We start from the raw sequence: 18,381 nt of genomic DNA, 5'->3' as shown, positions 1-18,381 counted from the left end.
CCCGGAAAAGCGGACAGCCACAGCAGACAGGGGGAATGGCATGCGTGTCAGGACGGTTGACGGTCACCTCCTGATCGGAGACCCCCGATCGCCGCTGAGGGTGCTCTTCTTCCACTACGCGGGCGCGACCGCGCTGTCCATGCTTCCGCTGGCGCGGGCCCTGCCGCCGGGCTGTGCCGCGGTCGCGTTCGAGCTGGACGGCCGGGGCGAGCTGACCGACGCTCCCCCGGTGCGCAGCTTCGACGACGCGGTCAAGCGGCTCCTCCCGGCGTTCCGCAGCTGGGTCGACCGGCCCGCCGTGGTGGTGGGGCACGGCCTCGGCGCCCTCCTCGCCCACGCCCTGGTCTCGGCGCTGCCCGGCGAACGGCGGGGCCACGTCAGGGATGTCGTGCTGTCGGGGGCCCGGTCCCCGGCGACGACCGCGCGGCTGGCGGCGCATCCACGCGCCCCGTTCCTGACCAGGACCCGGGAAGAACTCGTCACGGAGCTGCGGCGCCACAGCGGCTGCCCCGCGGAGCTGTTCGACTATCCGCATATGCTCGACGTCGCGGTCACGATGCTCGGCCAGGACCTGCATCTCCTGGATACGTACCGCGAACCGCCCGCCATGCCGGCGGGTGGCGGCACGGACTACCACGTGTGGTTCGGCCGTGACGACGAGAGCCTGTCCCCCGCGGAGCTGGAGCGGTGGCGACTGAGCACACCGTCCTCGCCCCAGCCGCGGGACTTCGCCGGCGGCCATGTCTTCCTGTGCCAGGAGCGGCCGCCCACAGTCGCCCTGCGCGAGCTGGTGAGCGGCCGGCTGGCCGCCGTCAACGGGGAGCCCCCGTCACCGCGGTCCGGCGCCGCTTGAAGGCGTCAGCGAGGAATTTAAAGCAACTGCTTGACTCAGGCCGCGCGGATGCGATTGCCTGGCCATGTGGCCGAGGAGGGTGGTGATCATGGCCGGCAGAACGGCAAGGGCGGAACAGGTCAGCGCGACGAGGGAGCTGATCCTGACCGCGGCGGAGCGGCTGTTCGCCGAACGCGGGGTGTACGCGGTGTCCAACCGCCAGGTCAGCGAGGCCGCGGGACAGGGGAACAACGCCGCGGTCGGCTATCACTTCGGCACCAAGGCCGACCTGGTGCGCGCCATCGCGCGTAAGCACTCCGAACAGGTCGAGCGGATCCGCACCCGGCTGCTGGCCGAGATCGGCGACTCCGACGACATCCGCGACTGGGTGGCCTGCCTGGTGCGACCGATCCCCGAGCATCTGTCGGCCCTGGGCAGCCCGACTTGGTACGCGCGGTTCTGCGCTCAGGTGATGACCGATCCCGCACTCCACGACATCATCGTCGAGGAGTCCCTGTCCTCCGGGTCGCTTCCGCGGGTCGTCGAAGGGGTGAATCGGCGCCTGCCCGATCTGCCCGCCGATGTCCTCGCCGAGCGCGGCGCCATGGCGCGCGAGCTCATCCTGCACATCTGCGCCGAGCGGGAGCGCGCCCTCGCCGAGAACACCCCGACGCCCCGCGCCACATGGCACGACACCGCCACCGGGCTGATCGACGCGATCGTCGGGATGTGGCTGGCCCCGGTCACGCGCCCGGGGAGTTGAGGAGCGAGGACCTGGTCCTCGTATCCGGGGCGCAACCCTCGCCGTGATGTACCGCGACCAGGGGATCCGGACCAACGCCATCGCGCCCGGCGACGCCGCGACCGCCGTCCGGGGCGACGCCCGGGCGGGCGCCCACGGGCCGACCGTGATCGGGGCCCACGCCGGCAACATCGGCCGGGTAGCCGCCACCGAGGAGCAGGCCGCCGCCATCGCCTTCCTCGCCTCCGACGCCTCCGGGAACGTCAACGGCGCCGTCCTGCCCGTCGACAACGGCTGGCCCGCCGTCTGATCGAGCCCAACTCCCCCGCACCCCACATTGGTTGACTTTTCACCCCCGCGCCATCTGTCGCCACTGACGTTGTCGGGAGAGGATCAGCAGGCTGACTGGTGCATGCCAAAGCTGACCGGCCTGCCCCCACCCCCCGGTCCTTCAGGAGGACGCAGTGAACAGAAGGTCGCGCATCCGCAAGGTCCCGCTCATCCTCGGCAGCGCCGTCGCGCTGGTCATCGCCTTTCCGAGCAGCGCGCTCGCCGACCCCCCGAAGGCACTGCCCGGCAACGCGGACGGAATGGAGCAGACGTTCCAGCCGGCCTTCGACTACGACACGGACGGCTGCTACCCGACCCCCGCCATCGGACCCGACGGGACCCTCAACGGCGGCCTCAACCCGTCCGGGAACCCCAACGGACAGTGCCATGACCAGTCCGACCTCGACAACACCAACGGATACGCGCGCTACAAGTGCAACAACGGCTGGTGCGCGATCATTTACGGCCTCTACTTCGAGAAGGACCAGGCCACGATCGGCGGGCACCGCCACGACTGGGAACACGTCGTGGTGTGGGTGCAGAACAACCAGGCGCAGTACGTCTCCACCTCCGCCCACGGCAACTTCCAGATCCACAGCCGTGACCAGATCCCGTGGGACGGAACGCACCCGAAGGTCGTCTACCACAAGGACGGCCTGAGCACCCACGCCTTCCGCGCCGCGAGTTCGGGCGACGAGCCGCCGGAGAACCACTACCACACCTGGCAGTTCCCCACCCTGGTCGGCTGGAACGGCTACCCCGCGGGGATCCGCGACAAGCTGAGCCAGGCCGACTTCGGCAGCGCCGTCTTCGGCCTCAAGGACGGCAACTTCAACAGCCATCTCGCGAAGGCCAAGCCGTCCGGGATTCCGTTCGACCCCAACGCCTGACGGACGGGGCCGGGGGCGGCACGGGCCGCCGTACCGCCCCCGGCAGCATGGAACGGACCCGGATCACCCGAAGCATTGACGCACTCTCAGCAGATCTCTACCTTTTAGTCAACCTCTCGAACTTCGTTCGAAACCTCGAACAAGTCTCCCTGGAATGAGCCCGGACGGCCACGGTGGACACTTGGGTGACGGCCGGGCTGTTCGGCCGGGCCGAGGGCCAGGCCGAGGTGCGCACCGCGCGCGAGGCCTCGTACACGCCCTGACCTGCGGGGCGTATGCCGCCGAGGCTCCGCCCCGCTATTTTCTGTGGTGACACGACTTTCTGTGGTGACCCGACTTCCCGCGCCGACACGGCTTTCTGTGTCGGCACGCCGCCGGGCACGGCCACGCCCACGCCTGGCGGTCGCTGAGGAATCCCAGGCCGATACCGAGCAGCCAGAAGTCCTTCGCGAGGGGGACGCCTTCGTCAGTGGGCAGCGGGCTGCCCTTCTGATGGGTGCCGGGGGTGCGCAGATAGAACCCGACCAGCCCGGTGGCGAAAGCGGTCAGCCCGGCCCCGGCCAGGGCGGTGGGCACCAGGGGCGACAGGAGCGCCGCGCCCAGAGCGACCTCGGTGGAGGCCAGCAGTCTGGTGAACTGGTGGGGCGACATCCGGTTGAATACGGGATAGGCGCCGGCGGCCATGCCGTGGAGCCCCTGCTCGGTCTGCTCGTCGGCGCGGAGCTTGCGCAGACCGGAGTTCAGCATGAACGCTCCGGTCGTGAGCCGAGGAGCGATGTGGTGGGGTCTCATCACGGGGTACATGGCCTTCATCCCTTCGCCGGAAAGCGGGTAACCGTCGGGTAACCCTGCTCACGAGGGGTATGCAGTTCCCCGCTCAGCCACAGCCACCGCCCCCGGCAGAGAGGCCCATGTCCCATGCGTATCGCCCTGAGCCAGCTCACCACCGGCCCGGAGCCCCGGCGGAACCTGGCCGCCCTGCGCGAGCAGGCACACCGCGCGGCGGAGGCCGGCGCCCGTCTCGTGGTGTTCCCCGAAGCGGCGATGGCCTGCTTCGGTACGCGGCTCGGCCCGCTCGCCGAGCCGCTGGACGGACCGTGGGCCACCGAGGTGCGGCAGCTCGCCAAGGACGCCGGTCTGGTGGTCGTGGCCGGCATGTTCACCCCGGCGCCCGACGGCCGGGTGACCAACACCCTGCTGGTCACCGGCCCGGGCGTCGAGACGTCGTACGACAAGATCCATCTGTATGACGCCTTCGGCTTCACCGAGTCCAGGACCGTGGCCCCGGGCTCCAAGGTGGTGACCTTCGACCTCGGCGGCCTCCGGATCGGCCTGGCCACCTGCTACGACGTACGCTTCCCCGAGCTGTTCCGGGCCCACGCCGACGCCGGCGCACATCTCTCCCTGCTGCCCGCCTCCTGGGGCGCGGGGCCCGGCAAACGCGAGCAGTGGGAGCTGCTGATCCGGGCGCGGGCGCTGGACGCCACCGTCTGGCTGGCCGCCGCGGGCCAGGCCGACCCCGCGGCCACCGGCCTCGCACCCGCGACCTCCGCCCCCACCGGTATCGGGCACAGCGCCCTCATCGGCCCCGACGGCACCGTACGGGAGCGGCTGGGGGCGGGCCCGGGGCTTCTGGTGGGGGATGTGGACCCCGACGAGGTCGCCGCGGTGCGGCGCTCGGTGTCCGTCCTGGCCAACCGCAGGCTGGACGGCTCATGAGTGCGTGGCGACCGGGCCGCGACAACGCGCCTGCGCCCCCTCACCAGCGGGATCTCAGGCGTCGTACGAGCTCCGCGGCGGCCTTCTCACCGCCCCGTGGCGCCTGTGGCCACTCATCGACCCGCGTCCACCAGAACTCCCGGGGCGTGCCGGGGTAGCGCGGCAGGAGATGCAGGTGCAGATGGGACACGCGGTCACCGATCACGGCCGCGTACACATGCTCGGCGCCCGCGACCTCCCGCAGCGCACGCGCGGACCTGGCGTTCCAGCGCCCCATGCGCTCGGCCTCCTCGTCCGTGAGGTCGGCGAGCCCGGCCGCGTGCCGACGCAGCTCCACGAGGAGGTGTCCCAGATAGGCCTCTGCCGACTGCCCCGGAGCCCGTGGGGACACGTGTGAGACCACCACCAGCTCGTCCTCGTGTACCGGCCCTCCCGGCATCAGCGTGATATCGCGGTGCTTCCGGCACACGAAGCAGTCCACAGGGCACGCTCCTCAGGCGTCTCGGTCGCTCTCTGCGGCTTCGTCATTGTCGCCCTCCTCGACTCGGGGCCGGTCAGCCAAGGCCCGGCACCACCATGGCCAGCCAGGCCACGGCCGGAACCACCGCCACCACCACGCCCCCGTACATCATCAGCTGGCGGAAGAACCGGTCCCGGTCGACATCGGGGGCGGCCGCGAGCACCAGGGCGCCGTTGGTGGAGAAGGGGCTGACGTCGACGACGGTGGCCGAGACCGAGAGGGCGGCCACCATGCCGACCGCGCCGATGTCGCCTTTGGCGAGGAAGGGGACGGCGAGGGGGATCAGCGCTCCCATGATGCCGACGGACGAGGCGAAGGCGGAGATGAGGGCGCCGATGTAGCACAGCAGGAGGGCCGCGAGGAGGGGGACGCCGATGTCGCTGACGGCCCGGCCCGCGTAGTCGATGGTGCCCATCTCCTGGAGCACGCCGACGTAGGTGAGCACACCGCAGATCAGCAGTACCGTCGGCCACGAGATCTCGTTGGCCGCCCTCTTGCCGTCCTTGGGCCAGAACAGGCTCAGCAGCGCGGCGAGCGTGATCGCGGCGAGGCCCGCGTCGAGGTCGAAGGCGAGCACGGCGACGACGAGGGCGACCAGGGCGAGGAGGGTCGCCACCCGGTCGGGGGTCAGGCCGATCGCCGACTCCTCGACGGGCGAACCGGCAGGCGCCTGGCCACCCCCGTCGTCCAGTGCGGACTCGGCAGCGGCAGCGCCCGGACCGGCCGACCGGGGTGCGGTGGCCGCGTGGCGCGGCAGCTTCAGGCCGCCGCAGACGACGAAGACGACGGCGGCGATGACCAGGTTGACCACCAGACTGGCCAGGAAGAGCGTGATCTCGTTGCCCGGCAGCTTCTCCCGTTCCACGATGCCGTTCACGATCGAGCCGTAGATGCTGATCGGCGAGAAGCCACCGCCCTGGGCGCCGTGTACCACCATGGCCCCCATCAGCAGCGGGCTGATGTCGTACCGTGCGGCGAAGCTCAGCGCGATGGGGGCGACGATGGCCACGGCGGCCGGGCTCACCGCGCCGATCGCGGTGAGCACACCGGTGATCGCGAACATCACCCAGGGGATCAGCGCCACCCGCCCGCCCACGAGTCTGACGGCGGCATGGACCAGCCACTCCGTGGTGCCGTTGGCCCGGGCGAGGGCGAACAGATACGTCACACCCACGAGGACGACGAACAGGTCCCCGGGAAAGCCCGCGAAGATGCCGTCGGCGTCAAGGTCGGCGACCAGCTCTCCCACACCGAACGCGGCGGCGAAGGACAGGGCACCCATGTTGACGGAGCGGGTGGTGGCCAGCACGAAGACCGCCACCAGCACGATGATCGAGATGAGTTCGGGGGACAACCAGGGCTCCCGTCGCCAAGTGATCAGTGGCTGAATCACGGTGGGCCCCACGGTGCGTCAGAGTCAATAGATCGGCAAGCCCTTGCTCGCCTCGCATGGGCCCGGCCCCTGGCCGGGCGAACGCGTAAGCGCTCAGGCCGGGTTCACCCAGCCGCCCCGCTCGGCGGACCGGGCCATGGCGTCCAGCGCGGCGGCGCTGCGGACGGCGTCGTCCAGGGTGGCTCCGTACGCCGTGCCCTCGGCGATGGAGCGCAGGAAGTGGTACGCCTCGATGACCTTGAGGTCGTCGTAGCCCATGCTGTTGGCCGAGCCCGGCTGGAAGGCGGCGTACTCGCCGTGTCCGGGGCCGACGTACACGGTGCTGACGGGCTGGTCCTGATAGGCGGTGCCACGGCTGACGCCGAGCTCGCCCATGCGGCGGAAGTCCCAGAAGACCGCGCCCTTGGTGCCGTGGATCTCGAAGCCGTAGTTGTTCTGCTCGCCGACCGAGACCCGGCACGCCTCCAGCACACCCCGCGCACCGGAGGCGAAACGCAGCAGGCAGGAGACGTAGTCCTCGTTCTCCACCGGGCCCAACTCGCCGCCGGCGGAGCGGGTGTGGCCGGCGGTGGCGTCGGTGGGGCGGGCTCGCTCGCGTACGAAGACCGCCGTGTCGGCGGCCAGCGACTCGATCTCGCCGAGCAGAAAGCGCGCCAGGTCCACGCCGTGCGAGGCCAGGTCGCCGAGCACTCCGCTGCCGCCGCGCTCGCGCTCGTACCGCCAGGTGAGGGCGGATTCGGGGTGGGCGGCGTAGTCGCTGAACAGCCGGATGCGGACATGGGTGACGGCGCCGATCTCCCCGGCGGCGATCAGCTCTCGGGCGGCGGCGACGGCGGGCGCGTTGCGGTAGTTGAAGCCGACGGTGCCCTGGACACCGGCCTTGGCCACGGCGCCGGCGACCGCTCGGGCGTCCTCGGCGGTCAGGCCGACCGGCTTCTCGATCCAGATGTGCTTGCCCGCTTCGGCCATGGCGGTGCCGATCTCACGGTGCAGGAAGTTGGGGGCGGCGATGCTCACGGCCTGGACCCGGGGGTCGGCGGCCACCTCCCGCCAGTTACGGGCCGCGGTGGCGAAGCCGTACCGCTCGGCGGCCTCGTCGGCGCGGCCGGGCACCTCGTCGGCGACGGCGATCAGTTCGGGCCGCACGGACAGCTGGGGGAAGTGGTGCGGCACGCGGGCGTACGCCTGGGTGTGCACCCGTCCCATCCAGCCGAATCCCACGACGGCGACGCCGAGCGTACTCACCATGACTGCTCTCCCATGACTGCCCCGCTCAGGACTGTGGCCTGCGCAGGACTCCGGCCTGCTTGGGACCGCATCAGATTTGGACCGGTCCACAACGTTCCCGGCCCACCCTGAGGGCCGTCTCCGCAGCTGTCAATCCCTTTGACAACCCGGCGCGCCCTATGGAACGGTCCAGTGCATGAGACCACCGACGATCCGCGATGTCGCCGAACGGGCCGGAGTGTCGAAATCGCTGGTCTCCCTCGTACTGCGCGGCTCCGACCAGGTGCGCCCGGAGAAGCGGCAGGCCGTCCTGGCCGCCGTCGAAGAGCTCGGCTACCGGCCCAACGCCGCCGCGCGCAGCCTCAGCGAGCGGCGCACCCGCACCGTCGGGGTACTTCTGAACGACATGCGCAACCCCTGGTTCGTGGAGCTGCTGGACGGCCTCAACTCCCGGCTGCACGACTCCGGTCTGCGCATGCTGCTGGCCGACGGCCACCTCAACCGGCGGCTCGGCGAAGACCTCACCCGCACCTTCACGGATCTGCGGGTCGACGGTCTGATCGCCGTAGGCACGCTGCCGGCCCCCGAGGCGCTGCGCACCGCGGCCGGGCAGGTGCCCACCGTGGTGGCGGGCGCTCGTGAGCCCGTACTGCCCGGGGTGGACATCGTGGCGGGCGACGACGAGCACGGCGCCCGGCTGGCCACCGAACACCTCATCGGCCTCGGCCACCGGCGCATCGCGCATATCGCGGGGCAGGGGGCGGTCGGCGAGCTGCGCCGCCGTGGCTTCGAGGCGGCGATGCGCGAGCACGGACTGGGCGCGACGGCGGCCGTGGAGCAGGGCGACCTGACCGAGGAGGGCGGCTATCGGGCCACGGTCCGGCTGCTCGGCGCCCGCGAACGGCCCACCGCGGTCTTCGCGTTCAACGACATAGCCGGTGTCGGCGCCCTGTCGGCCGCCGAAGAGCTCGGCCTGAGGGTGCCCCGCGACCTGTCCCTCGTCGGCTACGACAACACCTATCTCGCGCGGCTGCGCCATCTGTGGCTCACCACCGTGGACAACGCGAGCCATGAGGTCGGCCGCCGCGCCGCACACTGTCTGCTCGACCGGATCGCCGACCCCGCCCGCCCCGGCGAGACCGTCCTGACCGCCCCGGCCCTCGAAGTCCGCGGCACGACGGCGCGGTGCCCCGGCCCGCCCGACCGCCTCTAGCGGCCGGCCATCTACTGGGCCATCTACTGGGGCGCCTGCTGGGGTGCCTGCTGGGGTGTGGCATCCGCCCTGGCCCGGCCCGCGATGCTGAGCGCGTTGGCCACCACGACGGCTCCCACTCCGGCCCATTCGATCCACCCCAGGCGCTGCCCGAGGACGATCCATCCGACCACGGCGGCGAGGACGGGGTTGACGCTCATGAAGAGCCCGAAGGCCGGTGCCGGTACGCGGCGCAGGGTGAACAGGTCAGCGAGGTACGGCACGGCCGAGGAGAGGACCCCGGCCGCGACGGCGCAGCCGACAGCCGACGCGGTCGGCTGCTGCCTGATGGCGAGGACGATCCCGACGGGCAGGAACATCAGGGCGGAGAGCGTGGCGGCGGTCGCCGATCCCTGCGCGCCGGGGATCCGTCGGCCGACGGTGCGGTTGAGCAGGATGTAGGACGCCCAGCAGACGGCGGCCAGCAGGCCCAGGCCCATCCCGAAGTAGTCGGCGGAGGGCCGTGGGCGCATCAGGGTGATGACGCCCGCCGCGGCCAGCACCGCCCAGCAGGCGTCGGCGCGGCGGCGTGAGGCGGCCAGGGCGATGGCGAGCGGGCCGAGGAACTCCAGGGTCACCGCGAGACCGAGGCCGATCCGGTCGATGGCGCTGTAGAGGGAGAGGTTCATGGTCCCGAACACCAGGGCCAGCAGCAGCACCGGCCACCACTGCCGCCAGGTGAAACTGCGCGGCCGGGGGCGGCCGACGGCGATCAGGACGATGGCGGCGACGTATTGGCGTACCGCGACGACGCCGAGGGGGCCGAGCACGGGGAAGGCGAAGGACCCGGTGGCGGCGCCGATCTGGTTGGACAGGCCGCTGCCGATCATGGTGGCCACCCCGGCCAGGCGTCCTCCCCCGGGCCCCAGGGCGGAGGCGGTCGGGACGGCCCGGTGGGCGGGGGCTGCCGCGCGTACGGATGCTGTTCGCATGTCCCGATCGTGCGGCGCCCGTTCTCTTGCGCAAAATGCATCGACGGCGGGATCTATACGCTTGAGTCATGGATATCGAGCTGCGTCAGTTGCGCTGTCTCGTGGCGATCGTCGACGAGGGCAGTTTCACCGATGCCGCCATCGCGCTCGGTGTCTCCCAGGCGGCCGTGTCCCGCACGCTGGCCTCGCTCGAGCGGGCGCTCGGGGTGCGGCTGCTGCTGCGTACCTCCCGTGAGGTGACGCCGACGGGCACTGGTCTGCGCGTGGTGGCGCACGCCCGGCGGGTGCTCGGCGAGGTGGACGGTCTGCTCCGGGAGGCGGCCTCGGGCCACCGGCGGCTGCGGATCGGTTACGCCTGGTCGGCGGTGGGCCGCCATACGCTGGCGTTTCAGCGCCGTTGGGCCCAGACGGTCCCCGAGACGGAGCTGCAGCTGATCCGCGTCAACTCCGCCACCGCGGGGCTGGCCGAGGGTGTCTGCGATCTGGCCGTCGTCCGCAGGCCGCTGGACGACCGGCGCTTCGACTCCGCCATCGTGGGGCTCGAGCGGCGGCTGTGCGCCCTGGCCGCCGACGATCCGCTGGCCTCGCGCCGTTCGGTCAGGCTCGCCGATCTCAGCGGGCGTACCCTGCTGGTCGACCGGCGGACCGGCACCACCACCGCGGAGCTGTGGCCCTCCGGCTCCCGCCCGGCGACCGAGGAGTCACACGACATCGACGACTGGCTCATCATGATTTCCACGGGCCGGCGGGTGGGGATCACGGCGGAGTCCACCGCGCACCAGTATCCGCGGCCTGGTGTCGTCTACCGGCCGGTGCGCGACGCCGAGCCGATCGCGGTGCGGCTCGCCTGGTGGCGGGACGATCCGCATCCCGCCGCCCCGGCCGTGATCGAACTGCTCACGGCGCTCTACCGGCCGGGATGAGCCCCGGGCTCCAGCTCCGGCTCCGGTGCCGGCCCAGGCCCAGGCTCCGGTGCCGGAGCGGGCCATGGCAGGTGGCGGAGCAGCGCGTGCAGCACCGGGTTGTCGTTGTTCTCGCGCCAGACGAGGTTGAGCTCCACGGGGTTGGGGGTCTCCAGCTCAACCGGTTTGAAAACGACATCGGCATAGCGCAGCCGCGCGGCGGCCTCGGGAACCAGGGACACCCCCAGGCTGCAGTTGACCAGGGCCAGGATGCTGTGGACCTGGCTCAGATACTGGGAGAAGACGGGGGCCACATGCGCCACGCTGAAGATGCTGATGAGCAGTTCGTGGAAGTAGCGGGCGTCCGTGGGTGAGTACATCAGGAACGGCTGACCGTCGAAGTCCGCGACCTGGAGCGCTCCTTCACGCGCCGCCAGCGGGTGTTCCTTGGGCAGCGCCGCGAGCAGCCGCTCCCGTACGGCCGGGCGGGACCGCAGGTCCGGGCCGGTGACCGAGGGTCGGCCGAGTCCGAGGTCCAGCCGGTTCTGGGTGAGGGCTTCCAACTGGTCGCGGGTGACCATCTCTTGCAGCACGATCTCCGCGCGGGGCATGGCCGCGCGGGCGGTTTCCAGCAGGGTGCCGAGGGTGGAGTACGCGCTGGCCGCGGTGAAGCCGATGGCGATGCTGCCCGCTTCCCCGGTCGACACCTGGCGGACGGCGAGCGCCGCGTGTTCCGACTGGCGCAGGATACGGCGGGCCTCGGTGAGGAAGGCGCGCCCGGCGGGGGTGAGCCGCACCGATCGGTTGGTGCGGTCCAGGAGCCGGACCCGCAGGTCGTTCTCCAGGAGCTGGATCTGGCGGCTCAGTGGTGGCTGTGTCATCTTGAGCCGTTCCGCGGCCCGGGTGAAGTGCAGTTCTTCGGCCACTGCCACGAAGCTGGCCAGCTGGGCGAGTGTGAACAATGATGCTCTCCCTGTATCAACGCATACAAACTTTAAGTTAGACGGAGATCAATCGACCACCTAGCGTCAAGGGACGGCCGAGCGGACACGCCCGCCGACACCGCGACCGGCCACCTCAGGGACCGGCCGCCCCGCCCGCACTCACAGGGGACGCTAAGTGATGAGCACACCGGAAACGACGGCACATGCCGCGCAGCAGGCAGGGGAGGCGACCCTCGACAGGATCTCCTGGATCAAGCTGTCCTCGGTCACCCTTCCGCTGGCCACTCCGATCAGCGACGCGAAGGTCTTCACCGGGCGGCAGAAGCCGATGACCGAGGTGGCCTTCCTCTTCGTCGAGCTGGCCACCGAGGGGGGACATCAGGGCATCGGTTTCAGCTACTCCAAGCGGGCCGGCGGCCCCGGCCAGTTCGCACACGCCAAGGAGATCGCCCCCACCCTGCTGGGCGAGGACCCCAGCGATATCGCCAAGCTCTGGACGAAGCTGGTGTGGGCGGGCGCCTCCGTCGGGCGCAGCGGGCTGTCCACCCAGGCGGTGGCGGCCTTCGACATCGCCCTGTGGGATCTGAAGGCCAAGCGGGCCGGTCTGCCCCTGGCCAAGCTGCTGGGCGCCCACCGCGACTCCGTACGCTGCTACAACACCTCCGGCGGTTTTCTGCACACGCCCACCGAGCAGCTGCTGGAGAACGCCTCCCGCTCGGTGGCCGAGGGCATCGGCGGCATCAAGCTCAAGGTCGGCCACCCCGACGGCAAGGTGGATCTGAGCCGGGTGACCGCCGTACGGGAGCATCTGGGCGACGAGGTGCCGCTCATGGTGGACGCCAACCAGCAGTGGGACCGGCCCACCGCCCAGCGCATGGGGCGCGCCCTCGAGGAGTTCGGCCTGGTCTGGATCGAGGAGCCGCTGGACGCCTATGACGCCCGCGGCCACGCCGCCCTCGCGGCCTCGCTGGACACTCCGGTGGCCACCGGGGAGATGCTGGCCAGCGTCGCCGAACACTGGGAGCTGATCCGCCACGAGGCCGCGGACATCATCCAGCCCGACGCGCCGCGTATCGGCGGTATCACCCAGTTCCTCAAGCTGGCCACCCTCGCCGAACACCACCACCTCCAGCTCGCCCCGCACTTCGCGATGGAGATCCACCTCCACCTCGCCGCCGCCTACCCGTACGAGCCGTGGGTGGAGCACTTCGACTGGCTGGAGCCACTGTTCAACGAGCGGTTGCGGATCAGTGGCGGCCGTATGCATGTGTCCTCCCGGCCGGGCCTCGGTATCACCCTCAGCGAGCAGGCCCGGGCCTGGACACAGGCGGACTACGAGCTCGGTACGCGTCCCTGAACGTACCGCTCCGCGGAAATCGGGTCGCACACCCATTGACCTGTTGGGTGAGCCACCCTAACCTCCATTCCCATAGCTAGATTCATGTATGTGGAGAACAGTTCATGACTATGAACACGGCGGTCCAGGATGTCGCGCAGCGACTGCGTGACGGCATGGCGCGTGGTGTGCTGTCCTTCCCCCTCACCAGCTTCGGTGACGACGGCAGCCTCGATCTGGACGCCTACCGTGAGTATCTGACCGCTCAGCTGGACACCGCCCCCGGCGCGGTGTTTCCCGCGTGCGGCACCGGGGAGTTCACCGCCCTGGACGAGGACGAGTACCGCCAGGTGATCACCACCGCGGTGGAGGTGGCCGACGGCCGTATGCCGGTGGTCGCCGGCATCGGCTACGGCTACGCGCAGGCGCTGCGCTTCGCCCGGATCGCGGAGGAGGCCGGCGCCGACGCAGCTCTGGTGCTCCCCCACTACCTGGTCAAGGCCCCGCAGGCCGGCCTGGTGGAGCAGTTGCGGCGGATCGCCGCCGGGACCGGACTGCCGCTCATCGCCTACCAGCGCGACCACGTGGCGTTCACCATCGACGGCCTGCGGCAGATCGCGGAGATCCCCACCGTCATCGGCCTGAAGGACGGACACAGCGACCTGGACCGGCTCCAGCGGCTGACCCTCAACGCCCCCGACGACCTCCTGTTCTTCAACGGGGCCGCCACCGCCGAGATGCAGGCACGCGCATACGCCACCGTCGGCGTGCCCGCGTACTCCTCCGCCGTCCACGCCTTCGCACCCGAGATCGCGGGCGCGTTCTTCGACGCGTTCCAGGCCGGCGACGACGAGACCGTGGACACGCTGCTGCGTGACTTCTACGTCCCGCTGGTCGAACTGCGGGACCGGGTGCCGGGCTACGCCGTATCGCTGGTGAAGGCCGCCGCCCGGCTGCGCGGCAAACCGGTCGGCCCGGTGCGCGCCCCGCTCATCGACCCCGGCCCCGAAGACCTGGCCGACCTCGAGAAGCTCCTGGAGACCGGTCTGAGCCTCGTGGCCGCCGACCGCTGACCGGGACGACAGAACACTGATGGGATCCGGGCGGCCCCGTACGCCGCCCGGCCCAGCCTTCCGCCGCGTCCCCCGCGACGAGGGCCCGACCGGCACGGCTGCCGGCCATGACCGGGCCATCCCCCACACCCCCTCCGTCCGATCCGCATACGCGATCTGCTTACGCGAGCCGCATACGCGATCTGTATACGTCCCACGGATCGGAAGCCATCCTCCTGAGCGCAGTTCAAAGGGGAACTGACCCATGCCTCTTGTCGTAGTAGGAATCAGCGTCCTGGCGCTGCTCTTCCTGATGACCAAGGTGAAGCTGAACGGCTTCATCTCCCTCCTCCTCGTGGCCGTCGCCGTGGCGCTGGTCCGAGGCGTCCCGATGGAGAAGATCCCGGACGTCCTCGGCGAGGGTGTCGGAGGGCAGATCGGCGACACCCTGATCGTCGTCGGGCTCGGCGCCATGCTCGGCCGCGTCATGGGAGACTCCGGCGCCGCCCAGCGAATATCCGGCAAACTCATCGACACCTTCGGCCTGCGCCGGGTCCAGATAGCCATGGTGGTCACGGCCATGCTGCTGGGCGTGACGATGTTCTACGAGGTCGCCTTCGTGATCATCGTGCCGGTGGCGTTCACCATCGTCCGGGTGACGGGCAAGAACCTGCTGTGGGTCGGCCTCCCGATGTCGATCGCGCTGTCCACCATGCACAGCTTCCTGCCGCCCCACCCCGGCCCCACCGCCGTCGCCGCCACCTTCCACGCCTCCGTCGGGCTGACCCTCTTCTACGGCCTGTTCTTCGCCATCCCCTTCGGAGCGCTCATCGCGCTGGTGTGGCCGCGCCTCCCGTTCGTCAGGAAGATGAACCCCACCATGCCCAAGGGCCTGGTCTCCGAGCGCACCTTCACCGAGGAGGAGATGCCCAGCATGGGCTGGTCCCTCTCGGTGGCGCTGGTCCCGGTGGTGCTGATCGCGTTCGCCGCCGTGTACGACATGGCGGTGTCCGAGTCCAACCCCGCCCGGCCCTTCATCACCTTCATCGGCTCGGCGCCGGTCGCCCTGCTGCTGACGCTGCTCCTGGCCATCTGGGCGTTCGGCCCGCGCATCGGCCGGTCGCTCTCCGAGGTCAGCGCGTCCTGCAACTCCGCGGCCCAGGCGATGGCCATGATCCTCCTGGTGATCGGCGCGGGCGGCGCCTTCAAGGGCGTCCTCGTCGAGGGCGGGATCTCCGACTACATCAAGGACGTCACCGAAGGCTGGGACATCTCGCCGATCATCCTGGCGTGGCTGATCGCCGTCATCCTCCGTATCGCCCTCGGATCGGCGACGGTCGCGGTCGTCACCGCCGCCGGTGTGGTGGAGCCGCTGGTCGCGGGCAGTGGAGTCCACCCCGAGATGATGGTGCTCGCCGTCTCCTGCGGGTCCATCGCCTTCAGCCACGTCAACGACCCCGGCTTCTGGATGTTCAAGGAGTACTTCAACCTCTCCGTCATCGACGCCATCAAGGCGCGCACCACTTACACCACCACTCTCGCGGTCCTCGGACTCGGTGGCGTCCTCGCCGTCGAGGCCTGCCTCGACGCACTGGGCGTCTAGCTACCGCCACCGCCACCGCTCGATCACCCACGCGCTCGCTCCGACGCCGGTTCCCCTCCGGTGCCGGAGCGAGCGCGTGTTGGCGTGTCATACCGAGTTGTCTGTCACCGCCTCGGTGTCACAGCTCGTCGGCATCTATTCGTCGGTATCTATTCCTCGGTATCTATTCCTCGGCATCTATGACGGACGCCTCGTCGTCGGAGAGCCGCAGCGCCGCCGCGGCCACGTTCTCCACGAGGTGGTCCGGGTTCCCGGTGCCGGGGATGGCCAGCACATGCGGCCCCTGCCGCAACGTCCACGCCAGCCGCACCTGCGCGGGAGTCACCTGGTGTGCGCGGGCGGCGGCGAGCACCGCCTCGCCGTCGGTCGCGCTCGCGCCGGAATCGCGCCCGGCGCCGGCGATCGCGTAGAACGGCACATAGGCGATGCCCTGCTCACCACAGGCCCGCAGAAAATCCCGCTCTTCGGCCGGCGCGCCGACGCCATAGGCATTCTGCACACAGACCACCGGCGCGATGGCCTGAGCCTCGGCCAGCTGCTCGGGCGTGACATTGGACAGACCGAGGTGGCGGATGAGCCCGGCGTCCCGGAGGGCGGCCAGCGCACCGAAGTGTTCCGCGATGGAGCCGGACCTGCGGCTCGGCGGAACACGCAGATTCACCACATCCAGGTGATCACGGCCCAGTTGGCGCAGATTCTCCTCGACCTGACCGCGCAACTGGTCCGGCGTGGCCCACCACCACGCGCCCGACGGGTCCCTGGCCGGCCAGACCTTCGTGGCGATGACGAGATCGTCCGGGTAGGGCGCCAGCGCCCGGTTGATCAGCTCGTTGGCGGACCGCAGCGACGAGAAGTAGAACGCCGCCGTGTCGACGTGGTTGACGCCGAGCTCGATCGCCCGCCGCAGCACCCTGATCGACCGGTCGCGGTCACTCGGAGTGCCGAGGTCGAAGGCGGCGCTGCCGGTCAGCCGCATCGCCCCGAATCCAAGGCGGTTGACGGTCAGATCACCGAGTTTCCACGTGCCCGCGGCCGCGGCGGTGGGTGTCTCTTCGGTCGTGCTCGGCTCTTCGGTCATGCTCGGCCTCACGTGGTCGTCCCCTCGATGGTGTGGTTTTCAGGCATGAAAAAAGCCTCCTCGGCGGAGGCGGTTCCGCGGCGAGAAGGCTCAACAACTGCTGAGTAGGATACCGCATGGGCGACAGGTGGGGCAGCGGAGGGGAATGCTGATGGCCCGATGGCGACCGCTGCCTGGTGAACTTCCGCCCCAGGCACGGCGGCTGGCCGAAGAGCTACGACTGCACAAGGACCGCTCACGGCTGAGCCTGAACTCGCTCGCGGCCAAGACCGCGTACAGCAGCTCGTCGTGGCACCGCTATCTCAACGGGCGGGCGCTGCCGCCGTGGGAGGCCGTCGACGCGCTCGGCCGGCTCACCCGGGCGGACCGGGGGCTGCTGCGCGTGCTGTGGGAGTCGGCCTCGGACGCCTGGGCGGCGGAACAGAGCCCGAAGGAGTCCGAAGATCCGAAGGCGGCGGAAGAGCCGGAGGCAGAAGAAGCGGCGGAGGCGGCACCTCGCGGGGTGGGAAGCGCTGCCGGTCGCGCCTGGTTGCCCGGCCGGGTGCGGCGCCTGTCCCGCCGGACGGTCGTCGGCGCCGTTGTGGCGGGGTGCGGTCTGCTCGCCGTACTGCTCCTCCTGCTCCTCGTACGCCCCTGGAGCGGCGACACCCGCCCGCGCAGCACGCCACCGGGAGCGCCCGAGGGCTCACCCGCCTGGCCCTGGGACCTGCGCGCCTCGGGGTCGGCTTCCGCGGACGGGCGTTGCGCGGGCCGCTCATGCCAGGGCCGGGATCCGTACCGGGAGGGGTGCGACCGCGACAGCGTCACGGTCCATGCGCTGAGCGCGGACGGCCGGACCCTGCGCCTGCGGTACAGCCCGGTGTGCCGGGCGGTATGGGCGGAAGTGGATCCGGCGGGCGGCACCGAAGAGCTGCTGGCCGCCGCCGCGGGGGCCGCTACGCAGACCGCGGCCCGGGGCGCGACCCGCACCGCGATGGTGGCGGCCGACCAGCACCGGGCACGGGCCTGTGTGGTGGTGGCGGGGCGGCAGCTCGGCGTGACCGAGCACGACAGCTGGATCGGCCCGGTCAGTGGCGGCACTGGACGAGGGTGACCGCGTCCCTCCGCAGGGCATGGAATCGGCCGCCGTCGTACACCTCGTACACGCCGCCGCCCGACCGACGCAGCGGCAGGTTCCGCTCCTCGCCCTGATACGCCGTCCACGGCGGGATCCGGGTGAGGCGCCGGCCGGCGAAGCCGAAGGTCGCGGGGCCCACGATGCCGTCCGCGTCCAGGCCGTGATTGCTCTGCCACACCCGGGTCGCCCCGGCGGTCGCCGCGTCGTACGTACAGCTGACACCGGACCGGGGCAGATAGCCGTCCGCCCACAGCACCCCCTGCCACATCCCCACCAGATCGCTGCGTGGCCCCCGCCCCACGGCGAGCTGCGGCTCGTCCCGCCAGTCGTCGGCGAGCGCCCCCTGCCCGTCCACATACGAGTCCACATACGAGGGCGGGGGCGATGTGCCGCCGGGAGCCGCGCCCAGCGCCAGCACGGCCGACATCGCCAACACCGTGACCGTCCTCGACGCGACGGCGCCGCGCGCCATGCTCATTCCTCCCCTGAACGGCCTGAGGCCCTGACAGTTG

The 18,381-nt window shown here is 70.9% G+C and carries 18 protein-coding genes and 1 pseudogene; 11 read left to right on the top strand and 8 right to left on the bottom strand.

The genetic code is table 11. The annotated features are described in order from the left end of the window. Positions 1-40 precede the first annotated feature (40 nt). The 4 genes and pseudogenes from ACH4U7_RS41530 to ACH4U7_RS41515 all read left to right on the top strand — a co-directional run bounded on the left by ACH4U7_RS41530 (position 41) and on the right by ACH4U7_RS41515 (position 2,794). On the top strand, positions 41-853 hold the full coding sequence (locus ACH4U7_RS41530; RefSeq protein ID WP_398532972.1) for a thioesterase II family protein: 813 nt from the start codon (positions 41-43) through the stop codon (positions 851-853). Between the two features lie 88 nt (positions 854-941). Next, on the top strand, positions 942-1,595 hold the full coding sequence (locus ACH4U7_RS41525; protein WP_398532971.1) for a TetR/AcrR family transcriptional regulator: 654 nt from the start codon (positions 942-944) through the stop codon (positions 1,593-1,595). Positions 1,596-1,629: 34 nt separating this feature from the next. Beyond that, positions 1,630-1,884, top strand: a pseudogene (locus tag ACH4U7_RS41520) (SDR family oxidoreductase); the annotation flags it as partial. A gap of 154 nt (positions 1,885-2,038) precedes the next feature. Continuing rightward, positions 2,039-2,794: an NPP1 family protein gene (locus ACH4U7_RS41515; RefSeq protein WP_398532970.1), complete on the top strand. Its 756-nt coding sequence runs from the start codon at positions 2,039-2,041 to the stop codon at positions 2,792-2,794. 297 nt (positions 2,795-3,091) lie between these two features. Here ACH4U7_RS41515 and ACH4U7_RS41510 read toward each other — a convergent pair whose 3' ends face one another. Then, positions 3,092-3,598: a hypothetical protein gene (locus ACH4U7_RS41510; protein ID WP_398532969.1), complete on the bottom strand. Its 507-nt coding sequence runs from the start codon at positions 3,596-3,598 to the stop codon at positions 3,092-3,094. Between the two features lie 114 nt (positions 3,599-3,712). On the opposite strand from ACH4U7_RS41510, the gene ACH4U7_RS41505 reads away from it, so the two are divergent. Further along, positions 3,713-4,513 (top strand): carbon-nitrogen hydrolase family protein, encoded by an 801-nt coding sequence (locus tag ACH4U7_RS41505; protein ID WP_398532968.1) that lies wholly within the window; start codon positions 3,713-3,715, stop codon positions 4,511-4,513. Between the two features lie 40 nt (positions 4,514-4,553). On the opposite strand, the gene ACH4U7_RS41500 is transcribed toward ACH4U7_RS41505, so the two are convergent. From ACH4U7_RS41500 to ACH4U7_RS41490, 3 genes are all read right to left on the bottom strand, one after another. Next, the gene (locus ACH4U7_RS41500) at positions 4,554-4,994 is read right to left on the bottom strand and encodes an HIT family protein (protein WP_398532967.1); all 441 of its coding nucleotides are present in this window, start codon (positions 4,992-4,994) and stop codon (positions 4,554-4,556) included. 73 nt (positions 4,995-5,067) lie between these two features. Beyond that, on the bottom strand, positions 5,068-6,387 hold the full coding sequence (locus ACH4U7_RS41495) for an SLC13 family permease (protein WP_398532966.1): 1,320 nt from the start codon (positions 6,385-6,387) through the stop codon (positions 5,068-5,070). A gap of 132 nt (positions 6,388-6,519) precedes the next feature. Beyond that, positions 6,520-7,674, bottom strand: coding sequence for a Gfo/Idh/MocA family protein (locus tag ACH4U7_RS41490; RefSeq protein ID WP_398532965.1), 1,155 nt, complete (start codon positions 7,672-7,674; stop codon positions 6,520-6,522). 175 nt (positions 7,675-7,849) lie between these two features. On the opposite strand from ACH4U7_RS41490, the gene ACH4U7_RS41485 reads away from it, so the two are divergent. Further along, positions 7,850-8,866, top strand: a complete 1,017-nt coding sequence (locus tag ACH4U7_RS41485) for a LacI family DNA-binding transcriptional regulator (RefSeq protein WP_398532964.1) — start codon at positions 7,850-7,852, stop codon at positions 8,864-8,866. 23 nt (positions 8,867-8,889) lie between these two features. On the opposite strand, the gene ACH4U7_RS41480 is transcribed toward ACH4U7_RS41485, so the two are convergent. Further along, positions 8,890-9,837, bottom strand: a complete 948-nt coding sequence (locus ACH4U7_RS41480; protein ID WP_398532963.1) for an EamA family transporter — start codon at positions 9,835-9,837, stop codon at positions 8,890-8,892. Between the two features lie 68 nt (positions 9,838-9,905). Between ACH4U7_RS41480 and ACH4U7_RS41475 the strand changes: the two genes are divergently transcribed. Then, positions 9,906-10,760, top strand: coding sequence for a LysR family transcriptional regulator (locus tag ACH4U7_RS41475; RefSeq protein ID WP_398532962.1), 855 nt, complete (start codon positions 9,906-9,908; stop codon positions 10,758-10,760). Here ACH4U7_RS41475 and ACH4U7_RS41470 read toward each other — a convergent pair. After that, positions 10,745-11,701, bottom strand: coding sequence for a LysR substrate-binding domain-containing protein (locus ACH4U7_RS41470; RefSeq protein WP_398532961.1), 957 nt, complete (start codon positions 11,699-11,701; stop codon positions 10,745-10,747). The two genes, ACH4U7_RS41475 and ACH4U7_RS41470, sit on opposite strands and share 16 nt — an antisense overlap. 160 nt (positions 11,702-11,861) lie before the next feature. On the opposite strand from ACH4U7_RS41470, the gene ACH4U7_RS41465 reads away from it, so the two are divergent. The 3 genes from ACH4U7_RS41465 (at position 11,862) to ACH4U7_RS41455 (ending at position 15,674) form a co-directional block, all read left to right on the top strand. Then, complete coding sequence (locus tag ACH4U7_RS41465) at positions 11,862-13,040, top strand: mandelate racemase/muconate lactonizing enzyme family protein (RefSeq protein ID WP_398532960.1); 1,179 nt, start codon at positions 11,862-11,864, stop codon at positions 13,038-13,040. A 110-nt stretch (positions 13,041-13,150) separates the two neighbouring features. Continuing rightward, complete coding sequence (locus ACH4U7_RS41460) at positions 13,151-14,092, top strand: 5-dehydro-4-deoxyglucarate dehydratase (protein WP_398533041.1); 942 nt, start codon at positions 13,151-13,153, stop codon at positions 14,090-14,092. Positions 14,093-14,336: 244 nt separating this feature from the next. Further along, positions 14,337-15,674, top strand: coding sequence for a gluconate:H+ symporter (locus ACH4U7_RS41455; RefSeq protein WP_398532959.1), 1,338 nt, complete (start codon positions 14,337-14,339; stop codon positions 15,672-15,674). A gap of 163 nt (positions 15,675-15,837) precedes the next feature. On the opposite strand, the gene ACH4U7_RS41450 is transcribed toward ACH4U7_RS41455, so the two are convergent. Next, complete coding sequence (locus tag ACH4U7_RS41450) at positions 15,838-16,752, bottom strand: oxidoreductase (RefSeq protein ID WP_398532958.1); 915 nt, start codon at positions 16,750-16,752, stop codon at positions 15,838-15,840. 151 nt (positions 16,753-16,903) lie between these two features. Between ACH4U7_RS41450 and ACH4U7_RS41445 the strand changes: the two genes are divergently transcribed. Continuing rightward, positions 16,904-17,845: a DUF2690 domain-containing protein gene (locus tag ACH4U7_RS41445; protein ID WP_398532957.1), complete on the top strand. Its 942-nt coding sequence runs from the start codon at positions 16,904-16,906 to the stop codon at positions 17,843-17,845. Here ACH4U7_RS41445 and ACH4U7_RS41440 read toward each other — a convergent pair. Beyond that, positions 17,820-18,341 (bottom strand): peptidoglycan-binding protein, encoded by a 522-nt coding sequence (locus ACH4U7_RS41440; RefSeq protein WP_398532956.1) that lies wholly within the window; start codon positions 18,339-18,341, stop codon positions 17,820-17,822. The two genes, ACH4U7_RS41445 and ACH4U7_RS41440, sit on opposite strands and share 26 nt — an antisense overlap. Positions 18,342-18,381 lie beyond the last annotated feature (40 nt).

Origin of the sequence: Streptomyces sp. NPDC020845 (assembly GCF_044334165.1) — a bacterium.
In the GTDB taxonomy this organism is placed as follows: domain Bacteria; phylum Actinomycetota; class Actinomycetes; order Streptomycetales; family Streptomycetaceae; genus Streptomyces.
Note: the sequence above shows the minus strand (reverse complement) of the source record. Positions and strands in the feature narration are given on the sequence as shown.